Source organism: Paenarthrobacter sp. NPDC089307 (assembly GCF_040685055.1).
Classification (GTDB): domain Bacteria; phylum Actinomycetota; class Actinomycetes; order Actinomycetales; family Micrococcaceae; genus Arthrobacter.
In genome coordinates this window covers 17,797-39,397 of the sequence record NZ_JBFBHE010000008.1, presented here as the reverse complement: position 1 = coordinate 39,397, position 21,601 = coordinate 17,797, and the positions used below count along the sequence as shown (strand labels likewise).

Genomic DNA, 21,601 nt, shown 5'->3' with positions numbered 1-21,601 from the left:
CGGTGATTCCGAACATCACCCGCGGTTCGCGGATGGCCGGCCTGATGGTTTACCTAGTCTCCACCGATGTCGACAAGACGAAAAATTCGCATACCGAACCACACCTTGTCGCCGGCGACGCTGCGGTCATGGCGTGGTACGACGACGGTGTCCTGGATGCTGAGGACGCGGCCGCGATCGCGAAGCACCTGGACCAGCCACGCAAGGCTTACGGTGTCGAGGTCAAGGTCAAGGACTTCGTCTGGGACGCGGCCAAGAAGGAACGGGTCCATGTCGGGTACAAGGACGCAAGTGTGTGGCATTGTTCGCTGAGTCTGCGGGCCGAAGAGGGGGCACTGACGGATCAGCAGTGGGGCGATATCGCCAACGATTTCGTCGATGCCATGGGCTTCACCGCGGCCAGCGGAAAAGCCCAGTGTCGGTGGGCGGCGATCAACCACGGTACGAGTGAGAACGGCAACCATCACATCCACATCGCAGTGTCCCTGGTCCGCGAAGACGGCACCAAAGCCTCCACCCACGGGGACTACAAGAAGGCTCAGCAGACCTGCCGGGAACTGGAAGTGAAGTACGGCCTGGAACCGCTCTCCACCGTGTACGCCACACGTGGGTATGACCGGGCAGAGAAGGCCACAGCCGACCGTGACGAACGGGAAATGCACCGCGCATCACTCGCTCGGAAAGTCCGTGCCAGCGCCAGCGCGTCAGCAACCGAAGGGGAGTTCGTCCGCCGCGCCCGCGACACCGGCATGCTGCTCCGACCGCGCTACGCGAAGAACACCACCGATGTCATCGTCGGGTACTCCGTCGCCGAACGACCCAAGCCATGGGAGAGGCCCATCTGGTTCGGCGGCGGCACCCTCGCCTCCGACCTGAAACTCGGTGCACTGCGCGAGGGATGGATGGACTCACCGCAAACGGCGACCGAAGCAGCAGCCGAATGGAACGCCGCAGCACGCAACAAACGCACAGTCACCCGGACCGGACCCGAGAAGGCTACACCGTCGCCTCAGGTGTGGGTGGAGTACACCCGCAACGCGACCACGCTTGCCCAGCAACTGCGCTCCATCCCTCTGGACGATCACGCGACATGGGCGAAAGCCGCGCGGGAAGTTTCCGGAGCGTTCGCTGCATGGTCACACCGCCTCGAACCCACGCCCGGACCCTTGGCCGCTACCGCGGCTGAACTATCCCGCACCGCGCAGCTGCGCGTACCAGGGGAACACAGCAAACCCGTGGCTCTGCCGTCCATTGCCGGCACGGCAATGCTGTTCCTTGCGGTATCCAGCAAGAACAAGACAGCCGCCCAGGCTGCGCTCATGGTGCAGCTCGCGAACATGGCGGCCGCCATCTACGACATGCACCGGCAATCCGGCCGGGCACGCGAAGCCGAACGGATCCGGACCGTCGTCGCAACCCAGCTGAAGCCCTTCGCGGGCACCATGCCACGACCGACCACCGTGGGCGCGCCGGATCAGGTGTCAGTGCACGGTCAGGGACGAAACCCGGTGGAGCTTGGCCTGCGCGGCATGTCGCCCATCCGCCCTGGCTCAGCTGTCCCGACGACGGCAACACCGGCAAAGACACCCACTCGGACAGGGCCAGGTTCCGGGCCTCTACTTGACCGATAACAAACACCACTAGTGCGAGGGGAATACCAATGAGTGAATCGGACGGAATGGACGACCTGGTGGACGGGGGGCTGCGGCAATCGCTGACGGTCGCGGCCCGGATCGCCGAAACGCTGGCCCGCCAACGGCAGGAAGTCCAGCGCCAACTAGAACACCACGACACCCAGGCAGCGCACCAAGCCCGGGCACGCCTTGCAGCCGAGGTCAGCGCGGCCCACGCGGCGCTGGCCGCGGTGGATAAAGACCAATGGTGGGACAAAGCCCAGCCCTCCGACATGGCCTTCGCGTACACCGTCGCCGAAGCCTGGAGGGACCACGATCCGACAGCCCTTGCGGCGTCGGAGAAGATCCGTCATGAAGTCCTGACACGGTACGGCATCGACACCCGCGACGTGGGGCCCGACGCCGCGTACCTCGAATCAGGAATCCACACCATCGCCACCGAAAAGGCTCGGCAGGAAGCGCTTGACCGGAGCCAGGAAGAGTCCCGTAAAGCTGCCGCCGAACACGACAAGGGCATGCAGCTGCTCGTGGCCGCTCAGGTCGAAGAACTCCGCGCCCAGGCCGCGAAACTCGCACCCGAAATGGAACGGCATCAAGTACCTGTGGAGTACCTTGCTAATCCCGAACTGGCACAAGCGCTTCAGCGGGCGCACAACGCGAAAACCCCGAAAGCGCTGGAAGCCGCAGACGGCGCAATAAAAGAGCGCCTGTTCCTCATCGGCAAAGACGGCATCAACGGACCCGGCATCGACCAACTGAGGCAGGAAACCATCGCGAACGTCAACGGGGCGGGGGAGGAACACTTCAAGGACCCGTCTTTCGTGGCCGCCGCCAAGAACCTGCACGAAGCGAAACTGCTCGCAGAAGGTGGGTTCACAGGCGACAAGTGGTCCACTCAGGAGCAGCGGTACGAGCGGGCAGAGCGGGAACTCTTCGCCCGCATGGACAGTGTCGCCCGCGAGATTGAGGACCGCGTCACCGGTAACCACGGCAGTCGTCTAAAGGTCCAAGGCCTAAATGCCGAGAGGGCTGCGCAAGCCGGCTACGGATCCGCCGAACACCACGCCAAATTCGCGGAGACACTGGCCGACACCGGCGCCAACGAAACTCAGATACGCGGACGCGTCGCAGCGGCGCGCAGCGAAGGTACCCACCCCAACGCGGCGCTAACCACGGTGAAAGCGGCCAAAACCAGAAGGGCCCCTGGGGCGGCAGCATTGGGCACCGAGAGAGGTAGGAACGATCTCAGCAGGTAGACGGCGAAGCCAACTTTCTCAGTGTTCTTTGTAGCTCGCAGTCTTCACACGGGCCACAGACTTTGGAGCGGCGGTGTGATAATGAATAACGCCACGAACGAAGCCAAGAAATAGCTAATTGCGCCAGCTAGAAGGCTTAGTGCGATCCACAGGGCCACTTTGCCTGCTGGGGTGTTCCGGTCGCGCGACTTTCTGGAGCCTGGAAGGTACGTAATGGCCCTTCGTGCGATGGGAAGGGCGGTAAGCAGGGCGGCCCCCAGGCAGAAAACCTCGGAACCCAGAGCTGTGAGACCGTTGCCTACCACACCCTCCCACGGACCAAGACGATCTGGAAGTGGCTGACCAAGGGCAATCATCCGGTTGGAGATGAATTGGAAGATCGGCCACGTGAAAACGGTGACGGCACTCAACGCCAACATGCTCCAGGCGAATGCCGAAATAGAACGACGAGCGACGATGTCTCCTTAGTTACGCGTGGTGGCCGGTCCTGCGGCGCCGCTGAACCGATAGGACGAACAGCAACCCTATGAGAAGGGATGCCAAGCCTACAGTAACTGCGAATCCGAAGTTTGAGCCGGTTATTGGAAGGTTCGAGGTAGTCCCGGCCACGTTGACATCTCCCGGGGACGCTGCGCCGCCTACTGCGGCTGTAGAGGTTGGCGGAGTGGAGATGTTGCCCGGGTCCGAGGGAGAAGGGCTGGGCGCGCCACCCTGCTCCGAGGGCGACGGTGTGGACGGTGAAGGCTGCGAAGTTTCGCTGGGTGATTGTGTTGGTGTTCCCGATCCAGCAGGTCCGACTTTCAGCGCCAATTTCGCGTGCCGGCCTTGGTCGGTGACGACAAGAACGAGGTAGTCCCCAGGGGGTGTTTCGGCAGGAATGCTCAGCGAGTTACTGGCTGTCAACGTGGAAGGTGCGGAGAAGGGGCCGAAGGTGGTTTGAGGACTGGCGAACCATGAGTTGGCATCATCTGCGGCTACCAGTCTGGCCCCGTGAAGTTCCCCGTCCTGGAGGTTCGAGACCTGCAGCGTCGTGGTGGAACCAGCCGCGACTTCGCTCGGTGCGAGTGTAGCGCCGGCCAGATCCAAGGCGGGGTTGGCTGGGTCGTATTTGCCATCGAGAACGGCGGCCGGTAGGACGTCCACCACTACGGAGGCTGTGGCGCTGCGACCTGATGAGTCGGTTACTTTCACGGATACAGTTTGAGGACCCGGAGACGGGAACACATGTTCCAGAACTCCATCCGGTGATGGGGTCTCAAAGGTTCCGTCACCATCGGTGTCGAAGACGTAATTTGCGGGACCTTCATAAGCGACGCTGTCGACGGCCGAAAGAGTGGTGGGTGAGCCCGCAATTGTGATTGACGAAACTCTGATGGCCGCCTCGGGCGCGGCCGCAGCGTTGTCTACAGACTCGAGAATTTTGTTCTCCACTTGGGTTGGATCCGAAATATCCAAGGACAAGCCGCCAGTTGCGTCGGCAATCGGCGCCAGCTGAGCAGTGAGCTTCGAATCCGCACTGAGCGCGTATAGGGAAACGGGCGGTGCGATAGTTGGCTCATCTTCAGCGACATCAACCGCCAGCGGTACTGCACGATCCTGTGCGGTCAGCGAGATATCGGTGGCGGCGGCATGGGGCGCCTGGCTCATGAGAGCCTCTGTGGAGGCGTCACGGTTATCCACCGGGCCACGTGCAGGGGCGGCAGGCACGGAAATGAGGGCCGTTCCCTTGAAGTACTTCAGCAATTGAGATGCTGTGTAGCCGGTAACGTTCTCTGGGTCATGTGCGGGCGCATCACCTATGAGGATGACGGATCGTGAAGCAGTGGAGCTCCAGTTGGCCCGAAGAGCCTCTACCAGGCCCGAATACACAGCTTCCGGTGTATCCCCTCCTCCGTAGGCCCCTAGCGATTGCAGGCCCCTTTCGAAGTCGCCGATGCTGCTTGTAAGGGGGACAACCTGTTGGGCGACCAGGTCGTCACCGTGATCTTTGTACTGGACGAGTCCGACCCTTCCGGTTCCGGCGGATGTAAGTACACGTTGGGCGACCGTCCGTGCGTTGGCTACAGCCTGGTTGATGTACGGGCTCATGGAGCCGGTCGTGTCGATGGCAAACATGACGTCAAGACCCTTGCGGGTTGGTTTTGGAGGTTCAGGAGCGGATACGTAGCCGTGAACTACATCGGCGAGTTCTTTGCCCTTTGCGCTGGCTTCGCTGCTGCTATCGAAATAGTTCGTGTGAGGCTCGATGTTTTTGAGGAGGGCTCCCGGTCCAAACAGCCAGCTGTAGCTGCAGATTGGATCGCCCTGATGACAGAAGGCGCTCTTTGCAGCGGGAAGGTCGTAGAACTTGTCCAGATGGGCTTGGAGGTCTTTAGTGCTCCAGTGACGAACAATGCCGTTCCCGTCGGAGCCCTCGCCTGTGGTACCGGGAGAGTTGGGCTTTTGGAATGGGTCGCCGAAGTCGACGACGCCTACTACCCGGGAGGATGCTTCAGCTGTTTGACGGGCGGCCATGGCTCCTTGGGAGTAGCCCACAGCGATGAACTTGGTGTTGCATCCGCTGGGCTGGCTTTTCAAGAACGATGCCATCACGGAGGAGGCATACAGCGAGCCCTTACCGGCGGACTTAATAAGGTTTCTGAAAATGTCGGTATTTAGATTGTCTTCGACTTTTATGGCGGGGAAGCCGGTGGTTCCGTCGTAGCCTATCCCGAGGACTGGCACCGACTCCGGGTCAAACCCATCGCCGAAACTGGTTCCGGCGTATGCATCGAACAACTGCTGTAATTTGGGTCCCTCCCATCCATTCGTGAACAGCTTCCCGTCCCCGTAGCTGTGAGTCTTTCCGGCAAGCGTACTGGCCGTGGAATCGATGTTCTTCTCGCCACTGCCGCGGAAGGCCAGTATCGCCACCGGTTCGCAGTCAGCGGCAGCGGCCCGCGGTGCGGGCGCGAAGGACGTCAAGGCGACCGCGGTCAGTACCGCTGCGCCGAACAAGCTCGTTCCGCGATGGCGCAAGATGGTGTTAGTTCGGACCCAAGCCATGTTTCCCCATTTTCGGCCGTACTAACGGCATGTTCTGTTTTTAGTTCTGACGATCGTGTGACTTGCAGGAATTGATGTCAGGGTATAACGGCGCCCGAGGCAATCATTCGTGTCGGCGCAAATGTGACAACGGGTTCGCACGCACGACGGATCGACGGGTTAACCCGATGCTAGGCAGGCGACCGGGAGCTAACGTCTGTAATGCATTTCGTGTCGGTATTTGTCGCCTGAAGGGATGACAAAGCTACTGCGCAAGACGATAGTGCGCTGTCCTACTTGGAAGTAGTTTCCGTCGTGTGGAAACTGATCGTTTATACGGGCAGTCCATCGTCAAAGGTAGCGATACATGAGTTCAGGTTTTGTTCTTGCAGGAGTTATCGACGACCACGAATCGGCGATGGTCGGCCTCTTGGGCGGGATCAACAGGTATGCGACGTTAGGTGATCCACCGGTCAAACTCATGAGAATGGAAACAACGGTCGATGCTTTCCTGAGGGCTGACAGGCGCGTCTGCCAGGTAGTGGCACTGGATATGCAGCTTGCGGATGGTTCTTCGGTAGCCAACAACACGGCACGACTTGTCGCGGCGGGATACAAAGTGCTGGTCTTCAGCGCTGGCGTGGACGTGAGGCATTTGCAGCAGGCGTTGGCCAATGGCGCCTTGGGGGTGTCCCTCAAATCCGAGCCGTTGTTGGAAACCATCGATAAGCTCCGCCGTGTAGCTGCCGGGGAAACCATAGCCAGTCTTGACTTGGCGGCAGCCATTGAGACTGATGTCGCGTTCGTGGAAACGAGCCTTTCGGACCGTGAAGCTGAATGTTTGGCTCTCTATGCCACCGGTTACGGACTTGGCCAGGTTGCCACAAAAATGGGTGTCAAAGAAAGCACCGTCAAGAAGTTCGTCGCCAGAATCCGAGAGAAGTATGAAGAAGCAGACCGGCCAGCCGGCACGAAAGTCGATCTGTTGAAGCGCGCCGTTGAAGACGGAATTCTGCCGCCTATCCTGCCGCTGGTCAAGGAATGACGGTCCTGACGCCGGCCCCCATCGGAGTGTCGGCAAAGGCAACGCACCGGCTCATGGGCCGGGGCATTTCGGCGTTCGCGTTGCTTCTTCTGCTGCAGGCGAGCGGAAGCATCGTGCGGCAATCCCTCTGGGCCTCACCTTGGTGGAATGCTGTTTTCCTCTGGGGATTCCTGGCTGTCGTTGTAGTGTTCACCGCCGCATCAGTTCGCGGTCGAGGGCTTACCGCGTCCAGCGGCGTCCTTGCGTCCCTGGTGTTCTGTGGTCTCGCGCTATGGCCGGTGGCAGTGCCCACAACCGTGCCCCCAGACATCGGAACGCCGTGGTTGTGGGCAATGATCAACGTCGGCGCAGCGTGGAGTGCTTTTGCATTCGGTTCAGTTATCGGCTGCGCCTATACGGTTGCCGTGGGCATTCTTTTCGCCGTTGTAAGGACGCTGCCCCAATCCAGTTCCGCTCCTTTGTCTATCGCCATCCAGGACGCAGCTTTTGCGACCATTCTGGGCGTCATCATCTGCCTTACCATCGGAATCCTCAGGCAAGCGGCCACAAGCGTTGACGTGGCTGCTGAGGCCGCAATTGCCAAGTACCGGGACGCGGCCGCCGAAACGGCGCTGAGTAACGAACGGTTGCGAATGGACGGGTTGTTGCACGACAGCGTGATGACGGCCCTTCTAACCGCCGCGCAGTCCGGCTCAGCACGGGAACGCCAGGCCAGCGCCGAACTTGCCGCCAGTGCGATGGACAGGCTGGACGTCCAGGGACTCGACCGCATGGAAGCTGCACCGGCCTCGTTGACTGAACTGGCCGCCCGTATCCGCTTCACCACCGCAGATGACACCGACATGCTGGTAGGAGTCCACTGCGACGTATCGTCCCCGTTTAGGCTTCCGGGCCCGGTCGTCAGGGCTGTCTTTGAGGCCAGCACTGAGGCGGTCATGAACGCGGCCAGGCACTCACAAGCCAACTCTTGCGAGGTGCGAATCACCGGTCACCGGTCAGGAAACATTGCGACCGTAGCAGTGTCGATAAAGGACAACGGCAAAGGTTTCCAGCCCGAGCTGGTCTCTGACCGCCGACTGGGGATCAAAGTGTCCATCCAGGGGCGCATGCGAACGATCGGCGGCGAAGCGGACATAAACTCAACTATCGGATCAGGCACTGACATCAAACTCTCATGGTCCGGTGGTGTGGCATGATCCGCGCGATTTCAATCCGTACGATGACCGTCCTCTGCTCCGTCTTTTGCGTGTTGCATGTCGTGCTCGGCGTCCTTTCCCTGGATATGGTGACCCCAGTCTGGGCTCCGATTCTTGCCATGGTGCTGGATCTGATAGCAGTCGTTATAGTCCTGAGTCCGACGCCCGGCAGGCTTTCCCTTCGTCGTACCATGGCTGTCCTCGTCGCTGTGACCGCCATGACGCTGCTGGTCAACAGTGCTCTGCCGACAGACACTTGGCCCGGCTACGCTTCGTGGCATCTGGCCGCTACCTACACTTTGCTCGTCGTCGTGAACCTACGCGGAAGAGTGGCCCTCTCTTGGATTGGCGCTGCAATATCCGTTGGCCTTATGACCTGGTGGGCGTCAGGTACCACCCTAGGATTCATCAATGGTTTGCTGATGAATGTGGCAACCGTGGGATGGCTGACCATAGCGACTCTTATTGGCAGGCTGCTGCGCAGCAATGATCGCCAGGTTGATGAGTATTCGGCGGACGCCCGGGCAGCGGCGGACTGGTACGCAGCGGAGCGTGCCATTAACGTCTCACGGACCGACTGGTTGGCCCACGTCAAGACATTGGCCTATCCGGCCCTGACACTGATCGCCGATCAGGCCCATGTCCTCACCTCATCTGAGCGTCAGGAATTACGCCTGATCGAAGCACAGTTCCGAGACGAAATAAGGGGCCGTGTCTTGGCTACCGACGAAGTGGTGCAAGCCGCCCGGCGGGCGAGGGAACGAGGCGTAACCGTTCAAATTATCGACGACCGTCGGGAAGAGCTGGAACCCCTGACTTTGGCTGCAGCCTCCGAACGGATGGTCAGTATCCTCAACCACGCGCGCGGCGGTACCATCACTGCACGGGCGAGGCCGCAAGGAGGCGCCAATGCCGTCACCATCCTGACCACCCCTTCGGACACGGAAGCTGAGTCTGTCCTGGTCGTATTCCCTGACGCAGGGACGCAGTGAATCCACGGTGGCAACCGTGATCCTGGGGCGAATCAGGTGCTGGCAGGAACGGTAAGGGTGCGCAGGAGCGCCCCGGTGTCGCGCAGGGTCATGAATGCCCGCTCCTTGACTTGCTCAATGGCAGGTGAATTCGGCAATTGCGTGGAGAGCAGGTCAACCGATCTGAGGACAGACCGAGCATGACGGGCGACCGTTTCACGGAGGAGTTGACGGTCTGCGTCGTAATCCGCCTCGGGCCCGCCTGAGAGGAAGTCGGGGGTTACCAGTGTGCTCTTTTTTCGGGAATTGGGACTGAAGGCGGTGCGCTCTGTAATGCCATGGAGTACTCCCATACTTCCTGTGAACTCCTGAACGACCGCTGCTGCTTCTTCGCGGCAGCCTTCGGAGCTCGCAATGGCGGCACCCACAAGGGCGTAAGGGTGGCCGGCCAAGCCGTGAAGGTAACGTTCCAACGACATGTCGCCTGAAAGGCAGCCGGCTTGGTAGCCCTTGGCCTTCACCAGAAGGGGGTGGAAATATTCGTTCCCGGCGGCCAGTCTCTCCGCGGCGGCAATAAGGTCATGGACCCAGGGATCGTTCTGCGTGCGGCGATCCTCGGCGAGTCCACGGCTGACGCGGCATGCTGCGATGACGGCGTCCGCCTTCTCCGCATGCAACTGGGAGTTGTTCGATAAGGCCCGGCTCAGGATACGCAGGGCGCCCTCTGAGGCAGTTCCCCAGCCCAGTGACCCGACCGCCAGCCTTTGGACCCCTGTCAAGGCAGACGCACTGAACCCGGCTTCCTCGAGCAGTGCGAACCGCCGGGACTTGGCGTCCCGGGGAAACAGTGACTCATCGGTACCGAACTTGCCGCCGGCCAGCGGAATAAGAATGGGATCTTTCATGATTTCCTCCGTAGAACTGCTGAAAGAGTGGCGCCAATTCCTATAACGGCGATGACCGCGCTTCCTCCCAGAAGCATTAGATGCCACAACAGGTCCTCGCGTTGCTGGCCCGCTTCGTGAAGTCCTGCGGCTAGCTTCAAAGCCCACAGGGCCGCCAAGATCATCCAGGCGACACCCAGCAGGGCTTGCGTTCGGACGGCCCTGACCGGCGGCCGAGCGACAACGCTCACAGATCCGCCCCTGAGCGTTCGCAGGAATTCTGCAGGGTGGTGCAACCAGAACGACCGGTCGAAGTGTTTCCAGAAATCGGTGAGCAGCCATGATAAGTCGCTGTGGATCCAAGGGTTGAAGCTGAACAGCAGTGCCGAGACTCCGAAGCCCAAGGCGATGTCAGCAACGACGTCGCCGCCGACAACTCGGGCAGAAACGACGATGAGGGCAATCAGCGCGGCCTCGTGAGCTAGGCCGGCCATGTCCACGCGCCGTCGATGCGTTGCCGGTTCCGAAATCACCGTGGACAGCTCCACGTATAGAACCACAGAGAAGAGATAAACGCCGACCCCGGCCCGTAGGGGAACGCGTCCAAGGCGTTTCATCGCGGATGCGTGCCCTGCTTCATGCCAGAGGACCAGAAGGAACGTCACGGGAAGGATGAAAAATCCTCCCCAGACAGGCAGCTGCGCCGCGGATAACGCCAGCCGCGTCGGATCAACCGTCATAGCGAACCAGAGGAGCACGAGGACAGCTGCAGCGAGTATCGGGTACTCCAACGGGCGACGTTTCAGGATGCTCCATTTTGCTATGGCGTTGATCAGCCACAGAAGCACTGTGGAGTCGCGTTTGACGTGAACGGCCAGCGCATCCAGAGGTTTTTCGGCCGGCTCGGGCAATGTGATCCCGCTAATTCGGATCAGACCTGCATCATGAAGCTGACGCAGATCCCGTCGCAGGTCCGGTTCGCTTAGTTCCAGGCCGATGCTGAGGGGATAGTGTTCAAGCACCAGATCGTCGTCCAAGATGGCGGCCACTGTGCTTCCCACTCCTACTGCAGACAGAATCGCTGACGCACGGCTGTCGACGAGGAACCGCTGATTGCCGCTAAGGACAATTCCCTCCTTGAGACGTAAGTCGAGCTGGGATGACGGTTGAACCCTTGACGTTAGATCCATGTGGCTCGGCCTCACTCTGTTCAGGTTTCCTGCTGGGACCGGGGGGACGAGGTTTCCTCATCCCCCCGGTTTTGGGTTAGCCGCCGTAACTCCAGCAACCGCACATCTTGCCGAGCTTGCCCAGTTCTTCACGAACTTCGATTTCCTGGATCAGGTCGACGGTTTCTTTCTCGTCCATTGGTCCACCTCCTTTCATGTGTTGGTCCGGCCGCGGAAGGGCACCCGCAGGGTTTGAGGCGGTTAGCACGAAGCCGCCGCAAGTTCGTGGATGTTTGGGGCACCGTCAGTCAGGTACACGCGCCTGATGGATTCCGCGAAGGTGTTGGCAAAGTTGTCGCAGTTGCTGGCCAGGGGTTCTCCATCCAGATCGACACGGGCAGCGCAGCCCCCGGCGCAGGTCGTGACGAACGGGCACTTTGAGCAGCGTGACAGGTGGTCGGCGCGGCGTCCCTGCCATAGCTGGGCCCGCCCGTTGTACACGATTCCGTGGTCTGTATACCGACCGATGGACAATTCAACCCGGCCACTTGTCTCATGGCAGTTGTAGAGCTCATTGTCCGGCCCAAAATATGTGTTGCCCTGGACTGCGCCGCAGTGCCGGGAAGCCTTTTGTGGGTACTTCTCACGAACCCACGTCGCGAAAGTCTCGATATCAGAAGGTGCCGCTACCCGGGCAAGGTTGGGACGGGAAGCCATTTGCTCAGTTAGTCGCGTCTCGATGTCAGACCAGGCGAGGGCGACATCGGCGTGCCCGTCTGCTGATTCAAAGTCAGGAACCACCCTTGCGTATCTCAATGAGAGGCCGGGGTGCTCGAGGTAGCCCTCTTCTGCAACGAAGTCAACGAGGTCGGCGAAGGAGTCGAGGTTGCGTTGGTCCAAATTGGCGCGAAGATCGACCCGAGCACCTCGCTCCAGTGCCAGCACCACGTTCTTCCAGATGCCCGAAAACGTGGGTTTGCCGTTGACGGGTATCCTCCGGCGGTCGTGCGCTGCCGCATCACCGTCCAGGGAGACTTGCATGTGGGAGATTCCATCAGGCCCCAACAGCTCTTCGAATAAGTGCAAAAAGACGCCGTTGGTTGTCGCCGAAACCTTGAAGCCCATGCGCCGGCACTCACTGACGATCAGTTCTACGACGTCCCGTTGGTTCGGCAACAACGGTTCCCCGCCAAAGAGGAGAACTGGATTGGTCTGTTCAGGATCGACCCGGCCAGACGCCACGTCAGCATCCATCACCGCCAACCCTGCCCTGGCTTGGTCGAGGGTGAGCATTCTGTTGGTCACAATTCGGGCCGTCTCGTTGCTCTGGAAACAATAGGAACATGCCAAATTGCACCGATACGAGGTGATGAAGCAGTAACTCCTGACGGCTCCACTGCCTTCAAGGCCGGCCTCGATAGCGTCCATTTTGCGCGACAACCACGCAATCTCGGTGTCAGAATCTTCGTCGGTGAGGTAACCCTTTTCGAACAGTCTGTTTCTGGTGTCGTCGCTTAACTGCTCCAGCTGACCTGAGCGCACGGCCTCTGCCACCCGTACCGAGACGAAATCGAGGATGTTCCGGGGATGGTTCATCAACAGGGATCTCTCAGCGGTGAGATTGATTGCCGTGGTGTAGTGGCTTACGCGCATCTCAAGTCCTGTTCGTGTACAGAGGCCAGATCCGCGGGGGCGGCGGCCAATTCAGGGACACCCGGAGCAGTTGCTCCCCGGGTTCATTTCGCACTCGTGGGGCTGTGAACTGGTCACGACGTTATCGACCACGACCAGCAGAGATATGGTCAATAGCCTTAAGGGAGCATTTTGTCGCCCGAAGGGATGACATCCCGGTGGCGAGGCGTGAGACCCAGCTATCAAACAATCGTGAAGACGGGCAGCAATTTGACTCGGCGCTTTGCATGCATGATGCGAGCTGGACAAGGGCGTGTATGCGAACGTCACGACCGAATGGTCCAACTAAATTCCAGGGCAGAGCCACAGGTAAACATGACAGTCCGGCCGCGACAGGCAACCACCAAAGCCTTGGTGTAGATTTCCGCCCGGAAAATTGCCTACCAGGTGCGAGAGACACGCTTCGTATAAGTGGCGCCAACCTCGCTCATCAGTCTGTCTGACTGGATGTGTTCATGCTGGACGCTCGGGGGAGTGGCCGCGCGGAGAGTCTTCAGAAGGCATCGTGGGGCCTCAGCCAGGTTCCTCGACTCGTAGAGAGCACAGGCGTCTTGCCTGTCGTTTGCCTTGAGTGGCCTGCCCTTGTTGCGTGGCTGGTCCCGGAGCCCAAGTGCCCTAGACCTCGAAGCGGGGCGTGAGAGCCATATGGGCCCGCGTCGTTCCGCGACGGGTTCGTGGTCGCGCCTGTGGTTCTTGGTTTCCAATTCTGCGATGCATGATGCCCGATGCCGGAAGGTGAAGGTCTGGGCCTGGGCGCCGCGGTTTTCTGACACCACGATCTCGGGCGACTCGTCAAATTCACCCGACATTCCATGGCAGCTCCGAACCTCGACATCTGTGCGACGTCATATATTGGGTTGGACCGTCCGATGGGGACGCAATCATTTTTGGGGGAATAGTGTTTCTTGATGATCCGACCCAGGCGGGGTTCTATGGTGCATTGGTGGTCGATGTTGCTGCTTACATGCAGTTCGTAGCGACGTTTCCTGAGGAAGCAGAAGAGGCATCTCCTGCGACTCTTGCTCAGGTTTATGGGTTTTTGGCGCTATTCGTTGGAGCGGGTTTGGTTGCAGCCGCCTTGGCTCCGGCGGCCATAAGTGTAGATGTCGTTACGGCCCTTGTTGGCATCATGCTCATCGGCTTGATTGGGACTATTTTGGGGCTGAGATGGCTCCGCTGGCGGCAGAGGAAATACCTAGAGAGGATCTCGCAACTCCCGGCCACCAAGGGGACCGCTGCTAGGGCGGGTGGTGGGAAGACCGCCGCCGTCGTCTTCTTGATGGTGCTGCTGGTAGCAATGTTCCGAAAAGATCGCAGTGATTTCGAGACGTAACGGCCGGGGTGAAAGTTGCTGTAGATGACGGGATAACTTGGGGTAATGCTCCCGAACCCGGCCTACGGTTACCCGCAGCCCAAGTCAAAGGTGGCAGCTGGGCTACTGGGAATCTTTCTGGGTGGGCTAGGCATTTACCGCTTCTACCTCGGCTACACGAGCATTGCGATCATCCAACCCGTACTTACGCTGGTCCCTGGCATCTTCACTTTCGGGCTAATCGGTCTCTGCGGTGTCGTCGAGGGCATCATGATTCTTGCCGGTGCCCCTTACTTTCAGCGGGACGCTCACGGCGTTCCCCTTCGCGACTAGGGGGGGAGCGACCGATGACGGACATCATTCATGACAGGCCCGAGCAGTTGGAACAGATCCGGGCAGGACTGCTTCAAGGAGAAATCGTCTACGCCGTTTACGACTGCATTGGTGTCGGAACAGGCTTTGTAGGCATCACCAACATGCGCGTGATCCTTCGGGACAAAAGCTTTGTCGGAAATAACCTCGCAGTCGTCTCCATCCCGTACAAGAACATCCGGTCAGTTTCGATGCTCTCGAACAAATCGATGATGGGTAGGTTCGCGTCGACTTCCAATATTGGCATCGACACCGGCGGGACTGTCAAGGAAGCGGACTTCCGCGGTGATGACAAGGCAAGGCACGCCCACGACCTGATCCTTTGGAACATCCTTACCAACAAGTAACGAATTCCCGGGCGTGGGGGCGGCAGATCATGCCTCACCGCCTCCACAGATGACGTACGCAACCGAAACGGAGCTTCAATGAGCGCATACATCACCGACCCAACGGACGAGGAAACCAAAATGAGTCCGTACGACAAGCAAGTATGGGAGGGCCTCAACAAATACTGGCAACATCGCAACGACGGACGCGGGTTGCCGAATTGGGCAAGCAACACCCTGGCGAACACGGGCAGCGCGGTTGGCAGCGCAGCAACCGCGTTCGCAGGCGCCGTGCCCGAGCGCGTGAAGGAGCCTACCCGCCGGCTAGGGAACGCTGTCGCTGATAAGACCTCACGCCCAACGTTGGAAGGGGCCGCAGCGCTGCTCGAGCTGGTCAACGGCACAAGGGTTCCGGTGCAGAGCCTCGCCAAGGCTCTACCGTTCCTCGGCGTCCTGAACGGCGCAAGCACAAACTCGATAGTGCTTGGCGGCGTGGCAGCAGACGCCCGACGATACTGTCAGACCCCGCTTCCTGTGTGAAAAGTACGGGCTGGCACTACCCGCAGCGCGGACGACCGACCCCGACGATGAATTCAAACCTGAGCCTGCCGTCATCGTCTAGACACTTGCCATGCATTGGACGTTCTGCCTGTGCCTCACAGTGAAGACTGGGGAGGGGCTCTAGGCCTTTGATGCTCTTCCATGCAAGTACCGACCTTCGCTGAAGGCCCAGCGCTCGACTAATATACTGTTCCCTCACCCAGGGCGAAGCAACAAAGCGCATGTCAGGATGCAAAGCGAACAAACACTTAGAATCGTTTCGAAGAAAAGCAGGAGTGGCATGAAACTTGAGGGACCGTCCCGGACGCGACGTCAGCGTCCTCGGCTTGGCGCGCTTATCCTCGTATCGTCGTTGGTCCTGACCTCTTGCAGCGGATCAGCCGAACCTCCGACGCTTTCGACCACTTCATCGGTGCCCGAACTTGAAACGTTCATCGATCCAGAAATGGCGATCAGCTTCTCGCATCCTGCGAAGTGGTCGGTGACAAAGCCGTCGGACCCTCAGATAAAAACTGGCGTACGGATCCAAGATTCGGCGGGAAAGGAAGTCGCCGCCCTGAACTTCAATACTGTATTTGACTTTCAGCCGTGTGCCGTTCCAAAGCCCTACCAACTTCTGGACTCCATGCCCGTCAATATTCCGGGCATGGACACCTCAGCTGCGCCGACGACCATCAAAACTGAGGTGGTAAACGTCGGTTCGGATAGTACTTACTACCCTGACAGGAAGCCTTTACGGTTGGGCATCTCATTGTATTCAGGGCCTGGTCAGCCCGTAGGGACAACAGAAGTCTGCAATCTCGCGGCCTTTTTCCAAGCAGACGGTAAATTTGGTTTCTTCTCAGCCGACATAGGTTTCGACACAGTGCAGGAAGCAACTGCTTTCACCGCGACCACGGAGTGCGGAGAGATCAAGGAGATGCTCGGTTCGCTCCGCTTCCTTTAATTTGATGCTGCGCTACGCCCAGCAGGTATTCAATTCTAGTGCCTGCTATCGTTCCGAGGTCTCACGCCGAGAAGATGACCGGCTGATACCGGCGGCCGCTTTGTGCGTCCCTGCCTAAGTCACCTGTCCCGATCACTCACTCTGTCACAATGGAGGGTTTGTACAGTTTGCTAAATTCGCTTTGGGGGACAGGCCAGGAGTTTCCCCTATCATCGGTTACGATCCAATCACCTACGCCGACCAAGGCCTCGCCTTCTAGAGTGACAATAATGTCCTCGATTTGGGCTTGACGGGCCGTAACCTCGCCAACGCGTTCGTATTGTCCTTCAAAATTGGGGGATTCAGGGTGGTAGAGGCTAGCAAATTCCTTTGCTGCAACTCCGCGCCCGTCCGGGTTGTTGGTGTCGGTTACCCACCAGTCTCCGCGGGCTGCTGTGAGCGTACTTCCATCGGACGTTTTCCAAGTTCGGGGCTGATCTAGAATCATCGCGTGAGCCCTCCCGCTGCGCCGGAAGCGGTGCCCACTGGGTTGGGCGGGGGCGATGCCGAAAATCCACAGACGATGAAGCAGGCGGCGAATCGATTCCTTGTTCCACTCTTGAAGCATCGTGGTGTCGCTTCTTTGTAGGAGACTCATATGTCTGGCCTCAAGGGGCTCGCCCGATTGCCAGTCCACAAGGTTCTTGTTCCGGAGGCGACTTTCGGCTTCAACCGGGTCCGTCTCTGAGGGGTCAGCGGTGCTCCATCCATGGCGGAGGCGCATCGAGCACCATCGTTTGTGTTCTGCTTGCGCCAGCCACAGGATGACGGCGTCACCAATTGGCGCGCCCGTTTCACCGGCGGACACCTGAGCCCATCCTGTGCCTTGGTTGGCGGGTGAGCGCTTGACGCCCCATTGGTGGGCCTCGTGTATTTTGGTCATAAGTTGTCGCTGTTGGCGCAGAGTGTCCTCCCTGAAGAACAACGGTAGCGGTTCGTCCCCGTCCCAGTGCCGCCTTGCTTTTGCTTTCGACGGTGGGCTGCTCGCAACGTATACCTCATGAGTTTGTCGGGCGATGGTGGTCCAAGAGTCTTCCGGGACGTGCTGTCCCATGAGAAGGGTGAGGCCGTACCCATTGAGCCGGTGAGGCTGGGGGGCGTGGATATCTTCGGCGAGTCCAACTACGCCGGGTTCGGGAACGAATATGCTGCAGTCCGGAAATAGGATGCTAAGGCGGGTAGCTCGCGCCCGCATGTCACTTGTTGGTTCCCCTACGATGACAACAGCAGTGGGTGCTTGCGCCGGCCGAGACTTAAGGAGCTGTTCCCATGATTCTCCATGCGCGGTGACGGCAAGAGGGGTTGGCAAGTCCGAAGCAGGAGCACGGTTTCTTGTCCATTCGTCTACGGTGTGTTGTGCCAGCGGATGGCAAACAAGTACACGGTCCACGCTGAACGGTTTGGGCGGCGGGCTAACGTGGTGGCTTTCCACTTCGGCGAGTTCGTGGCGGAACGCGCGTTCGGTTGCCAGCTCGAATAGGAGGGCGCTGGTGAGTGCTGTGTCGCCGAGAATGATGACCTCTTCGGCGCGTTCCTTCCATATGCGCTGGACTAACGCTCGTGCAGTGAGTTCTTCTTGAGTTATGGCATCGACGAAGCACTGTGCCGCCCCGAGGTTCGCGAGGCGCCACTGTCGGGCCCTTCGAGGGTCATCGTATCGAGCGATGAGGCGCGGTATGTGAAGTCCGGGCTGCGAAGCTGAGTGCAGTTCGACCAGCGCTTTGGCCGCTATTACGATGCGGGTGTTCTCTGTCTCTGAGGGAGTAAGTGCGAACAGGCGGTGCACAGTGGGCCGGCCGCGCGTCAGAAGGAGGTCCCTGAGAAAACGGTTGGAAGTGAGGTCGCCGACCACGATTCGGCACCCATGCCTGCGGAGCTCCTCTATTGCGGGGTGAGATTGGGTTGAATGGACCACCACGACGCCATGCGCCGCCCATCGGCGAAGCCTGGAGGGATTGTCGTTTTTACGGTCACGAATGAGGGCTTTGGCTAGATCCACTGCATGCTGGTCGAGACCGACGACTACGTCAACGTCTTTGGCACGTGAAAGCCAGAAGCGGTCAAGGCGCCCACGGGCCATGGTCAGGACCACACTGCCGGCGACGGTAAACAGCGTGGCCAGCCCACAGAATCTGGCGAGCTGGAATGAAAGCGGAAATACGCTCTGGGGGCCCGGGTCGACGACGCCAACGAAGAGGCCCAGCGTCCAGACAAGCCAAGTCGCGACCGAATTCTCACCAAGTGTTGAGGCGAAATATGTGCCTCCCCAAATAACTGTCAGCACCGAACTGCCGACCAGCCAGAGGCGTCGGTGCCTAGCCGGGCCTGGGAGTGCAAGTTTTAAAGCCAGCGCACTGAGTAACAGAGCCAGCACAGCAATAACATGATTGCCGGGGGCTGGACGAAAATATGGAGGCAACGAATCGAAGATCGGGTGCCACCATCCAGCCCCATAGACAGCGATAGTTAGATCGATCGCCACCGCGGTGCACAGGACGACGAATGTCGTTGCCAGACGTAAGACCCTGCCTAGGGTCAATACCTGGTGTTGCTGAAATTTCACAAGTTGGTCCTCACAATTCGCGCTGGGTCGCTGGATGATGCGGCGCCTGGGAGGAGCTGCACCACAGTGCGACCATCGGCGCTGATGTTTACAAGACGAACATCAGGGGTCTTCGTGGCGACTTTAGCGATCGGCTGTAGAGTCACCGCGTCCACTGCCCATACCGAGAAGTTGCCCGTAAGTGCCACTAGCAGCTTGCTGCCATCCTGAGAGAGCTGAAGCCCAGCTGCCATGGGTCCGAACATATTAGAGCTCAGTATTTGCAGATCGGGCGTGTATTTGTTGAGCCGGCCGTCGCCGCCGGCAACAACAATGCTGTGATCCGGTAGGACGCGGGCGTGGGTGATTCCGGCGACCCCTGTGGACGTGCGAGCTATTATCTTTCCGGTTTCATCGGTAACGAGGACGCTTCCATAGTTTGTCGCCACGATCTGCCGTGCTGAGTCGGTGACTGCTGAAGTGATTGCCTCCCCGTTCGGCAGCGCAGGTGGGTTTAAGCGCTGCGGGGGACCCGCCAGGTCCGTACCGATTCTCCCAATGTAATCCCCGGCAGAGACAGTAAGGGACGTTCCCTGATCGGAAAGGGTCATGACGCCGACGGCGCTCGGCAGCGGCGAAGATGCTTTCATGCCGGCCATGGTGATTGCGAAAACTTTGTCTCCGGCCGCTACAAATGCAGTGTCGGGCAGTGCGGCTGTCCACGGAGAAGGTGGCGCTCCGAGGTTACCAAGCACGGTGCTGGCCCCATTTGACTGCACCTGGACTTCCCCAGTGCCATCTACAGTGACGACACCATCCCGGATAGGCACGGCTACGACTGCACCGTTCGCTGCCGCCACCCATTGAGCGGACGCGACGGTCAGAACATCGACTCGGCCATCAGAGTGGACGACTACGGTATGACTGCCGTTGGGAGAATTGGCGACTACCACCCGCGTCTGTTGGTCTCTTTCATCAATCACGTTGGCCGGAAATGTGCCGTCGCGGGGAAGGGCGAAGGCGCGGCTATACAGCATTGGAACACCCCACGCGCGACCGTCGGGAGAGCATCCTATGCCAACCAGTTCTGTGGTTACGGACCGTTGGCCGATAGGGTCACCCACCAATGAAAAGGTGACGTGCGCGCTTGCGTTGAGCGGAGAATTGAAGCCAGCTATTACGTGAACTAGGTTCCCGCACTTTATTAGTCTGTTCGTGGTGGTGGGATCAGGGGTGTCCGTCGACCTCAAATTTCCTTCCTCAGGATCGACGTTCTGGAGAAGGGTCTCTTTGAGGGGCGGCCCGATTTCGCCGCCGGGCGGAGGTAGTAGTCGTGTCTGGACGACTCCGGTTGTCGTCAGCGTAAAAATGGTCGCAGGGGAACCCGCGACGAGAAACGCAGTCACTGAGCTTAGCCCTCTGGCCACGGCAGGGGTTGGCTTTGTAGGGCATGCGGCAGAGCTAAAGAGATCACCGTTGGCATCGAGCCACCATAAAGTGCCGCCCTCGTTCACGCTGATTGCTACGACCCTAGACTGCACTGCCTCCGTGACATGCCGCTCCTGTACGTCGACACAGCTGAGAGCACCTGATGCGTCAACCCAGTAGCCCGTCCGGCCGTCTGGGCCTATTATCAAACGGCGTGACGAGCCCGACTTGAGTTGAAGGGTCGTGACCTGGCCGGCTGCGGCATCGGTGATGTGAAGTGAGGAACCTTGAATGACAAGGGCGACGCGGCCATCGTCTGAAACGGCAGCGGACGAGGACGTGCCCGAAGGTATGACGGTTGTGGAACGGAAGGAGCTCGACTCCACTGCCTTCAAGGCCGCACGGGTGGCATCGTTGCTGTTTAGGGAGAGGCCACGCTGCGCCAGCTGGAGGGCTTCCACTGTGGTCTGCGCCTGTATTGCTTGTTGCGCTAACTGCAATGAAGCCGCGTAGTCGGCGCGCTCAGCGGCGGCGCTACTGCTTTCTGAAGCCTGTTTGTTCGCCAACGTTGCTATAGCACTCAATGCCAGGAGAAGAGAGATAACAATAGCAGTGGCACCGCGAAGCCAGCGCTGTCGTTTCTGACCAGCCCGTAATAGGGCCGCAACCCTATCTCTGAGCTCGCGATTCATGGTCAAGCCAAGTTGCGGCAAGGGGGCGGTAGACAAAAGCTCAGCATCCTTAACCTGCTGGCGTCCGATGCGAGTTCGTGGATTCTGCGTAAGTTCGCTCACGAGTCGAGCGTGGGTGCTAGCCGCGTCATTGCCCTCAGCGAGCTGGGGTAAGAGGCCTGAGGGGTTACTTGCAGGTGCGCGTGCGATAGCGCCGAGTTCCACACCGTCGGATGGTTCTCCGAGGGCCGCGATGCGTTTGCCCACGTCCTGAGCGTATTGATGTTCCCGGAGGCAGTACTCGGACTTATGCCAGGCTTCGGTCTCCAGAACGAGGAAAGTAGAAGCTTCGTCAATTGCAGCCTTAATGGTTGCCCAGTGTTGCTGGCCGCCGGGGATGCCCGGCAGGACGAGTCCTCCATGGTCGTCGGTTGACGTGTCCATCCACACGCTGTGACCGCATGACCTCAACGTATCCGCCACAAGTTGAGCTTGATCCCGGTCCGACGACGTGTAAGAGATCATGAAGTCGG

16 protein-coding genes are annotated in these 21,601 nt (G+C 59.5%); 10 read left to right on the top strand and 6 right to left on the bottom strand.

The features are described from left to right. The first annotated feature begins 2 nt into the window (after window positions 1–2). Together AB0N72_RS18780 and AB0N72_RS18775 are read left to right on the top strand one after the other, a co-directional pair. Window positions 3–1,631, top strand: a complete 1,629-nt coding sequence (locus tag AB0N72_RS18780; RefSeq protein WP_363933904.1) for a relaxase/mobilization nuclease domain-containing protein — start codon at window positions 3–5, stop codon at window positions 1,629–1,631. Between the two features lie 29 nt (window positions 1,632–1,660). Continuing rightward, window positions 1,661–2,890 (top strand): hypothetical protein, encoded by a 1,230-nt coding sequence (locus AB0N72_RS18775; RefSeq protein WP_363933903.1) that lies wholly within the window; start codon window positions 1,661–1,663, stop codon window positions 2,888–2,890. 468 nt (window positions 2,891–3,358) lie between these two features. Here the strand turns inward: AB0N72_RS18775 and AB0N72_RS18770 are convergent, their stop codons facing one another. After that, entirely contained in the window at window positions 3,359–5,935 is a 2,577-nt protein-coding gene (locus AB0N72_RS18770; RefSeq protein ID WP_363933901.1) for a cutinase family protein, read from the bottom strand. A 346-nt stretch (window positions 5,936–6,281) separates the two neighbouring features. Between AB0N72_RS18770 and AB0N72_RS18765 the strand changes: the two genes are divergently transcribed. From AB0N72_RS18765 to AB0N72_RS18755, 3 genes are read left to right on the top strand one after another with little or no spacing between them, the layout of a single operon-like run. Then, window positions 6,282–6,959, top strand: coding sequence for a LuxR C-terminal-related transcriptional regulator (locus tag AB0N72_RS18765; protein ID WP_363933900.1), 678 nt, complete (start codon window positions 6,282–6,284; stop codon window positions 6,957–6,959). After that, window positions 6,956–8,155: an ATP-binding protein gene (locus AB0N72_RS18760; protein ID WP_363933898.1), complete on the top strand. Its 1,200-nt coding sequence runs from the start codon at window positions 6,956–6,958 to the stop codon at window positions 8,153–8,155. Before AB0N72_RS18765 ends, AB0N72_RS18760 begins: the two co-directional genes overlap by 4 nt. Before the next feature lie 23 nt (window positions 8,156–8,178). Then, window positions 8,179–9,147: a hypothetical protein gene (locus tag AB0N72_RS18755; protein ID WP_363933896.1), complete on the top strand. Its 969-nt coding sequence runs from the start codon at window positions 8,179–8,181 to the stop codon at window positions 9,145–9,147. Window positions 9,148–9,179: 32 nt separating this feature from the next. On the opposite strand, the gene AB0N72_RS18750 is transcribed toward AB0N72_RS18755, so the two are convergent. From AB0N72_RS18750 to AB0N72_RS18740, 3 genes are all read right to left on the bottom strand, one after another. Beyond that, complete coding sequence (locus tag AB0N72_RS18750) at window positions 9,180–10,031, bottom strand: hypothetical protein (RefSeq protein ID WP_363933895.1); 852 nt, start codon at window positions 10,029–10,031, stop codon at window positions 9,180–9,182. Beyond that, window positions 10,028–11,059, bottom strand: a complete 1,032-nt coding sequence (locus tag AB0N72_RS18745) for a hypothetical protein (protein ID WP_363933893.1) — start codon at window positions 11,057–11,059, stop codon at window positions 10,028–10,030. The genes AB0N72_RS18750 and AB0N72_RS18745 overlap by 4 nt, the downstream gene beginning before the upstream one ends. A gap of 381 nt (window positions 11,060–11,440) precedes the next feature. Then, window positions 11,441–12,832, bottom strand: a complete 1,392-nt coding sequence (locus AB0N72_RS18740) for a radical SAM protein (RefSeq protein WP_363933892.1) — start codon at window positions 12,830–12,832, stop codon at window positions 11,441–11,443. A gap of 937 nt (window positions 12,833–13,769) precedes the next feature. Here AB0N72_RS18740 and AB0N72_RS18735 point away from each other — a divergent pair. The 5 genes from AB0N72_RS18735 (at window position 13,770) to AB0N72_RS18715 (ending at window position 16,388) form a co-directional block, all read left to right on the top strand. Beyond that, window positions 13,770–14,204: a hypothetical protein gene (locus AB0N72_RS18735; protein WP_363933890.1), complete on the top strand. Its 435-nt coding sequence runs from the start codon at window positions 13,770–13,772 to the stop codon at window positions 14,202–14,204. Window positions 14,205–14,249: 45 nt separating this feature from the next. Continuing rightward, window positions 14,250–14,516, top strand: a complete 267-nt coding sequence (locus AB0N72_RS18730) for an NINE protein (protein ID WP_363933888.1) — start codon at window positions 14,250–14,252, stop codon at window positions 14,514–14,516. 14 nt (window positions 14,517–14,530) lie between these two features. Next, window positions 14,531–14,902 carry a PH domain-containing protein gene (locus AB0N72_RS18725; RefSeq protein ID WP_363933886.1) on the top strand — a complete coding sequence of 124 codons (372 nt, stop codon included), beginning with the start codon at window positions 14,531–14,533 and terminating at the stop codon, window positions 14,900–14,902. Between the two features lie 78 nt (window positions 14,903–14,980). Next, window positions 14,981–15,421, top strand: coding sequence for a hypothetical protein (locus AB0N72_RS18720; protein WP_363933884.1), 441 nt, complete (start codon window positions 14,981–14,983; stop codon window positions 15,419–15,421). A 433-nt stretch (window positions 15,422–15,854) separates the two neighbouring features. Next, the gene (locus AB0N72_RS18715; protein ID WP_363933882.1) at window positions 15,855–16,388 is read left to right on the top strand and encodes a hypothetical protein; all 534 of its coding nucleotides are present in this window, start codon (window positions 15,855–15,857) and stop codon (window positions 16,386–16,388) included. A gap of 136 nt (window positions 16,389–16,524) precedes the next feature. Here the strand turns inward: AB0N72_RS18715 and AB0N72_RS18710 are convergent, their stop codons facing one another. Continuing rightward, entirely contained in the window at window positions 16,525–18,990 is a 2,466-nt protein-coding gene (locus AB0N72_RS18710) for a hypothetical protein (protein WP_363933881.1), read from the bottom strand. Beyond that, the gene (locus AB0N72_RS18705; protein ID WP_363934165.1) at window positions 18,987–21,593 is read right to left on the bottom strand and encodes a toll/interleukin-1 receptor domain-containing protein; all 2,607 of its coding nucleotides are present in this window, start codon (window positions 21,591–21,593) and stop codon (window positions 18,987–18,989) included. The genes AB0N72_RS18710 and AB0N72_RS18705 overlap by 4 nt, the downstream gene beginning before the upstream one ends. Window positions 21,594–21,601: the final 8 nt, after the last annotated feature.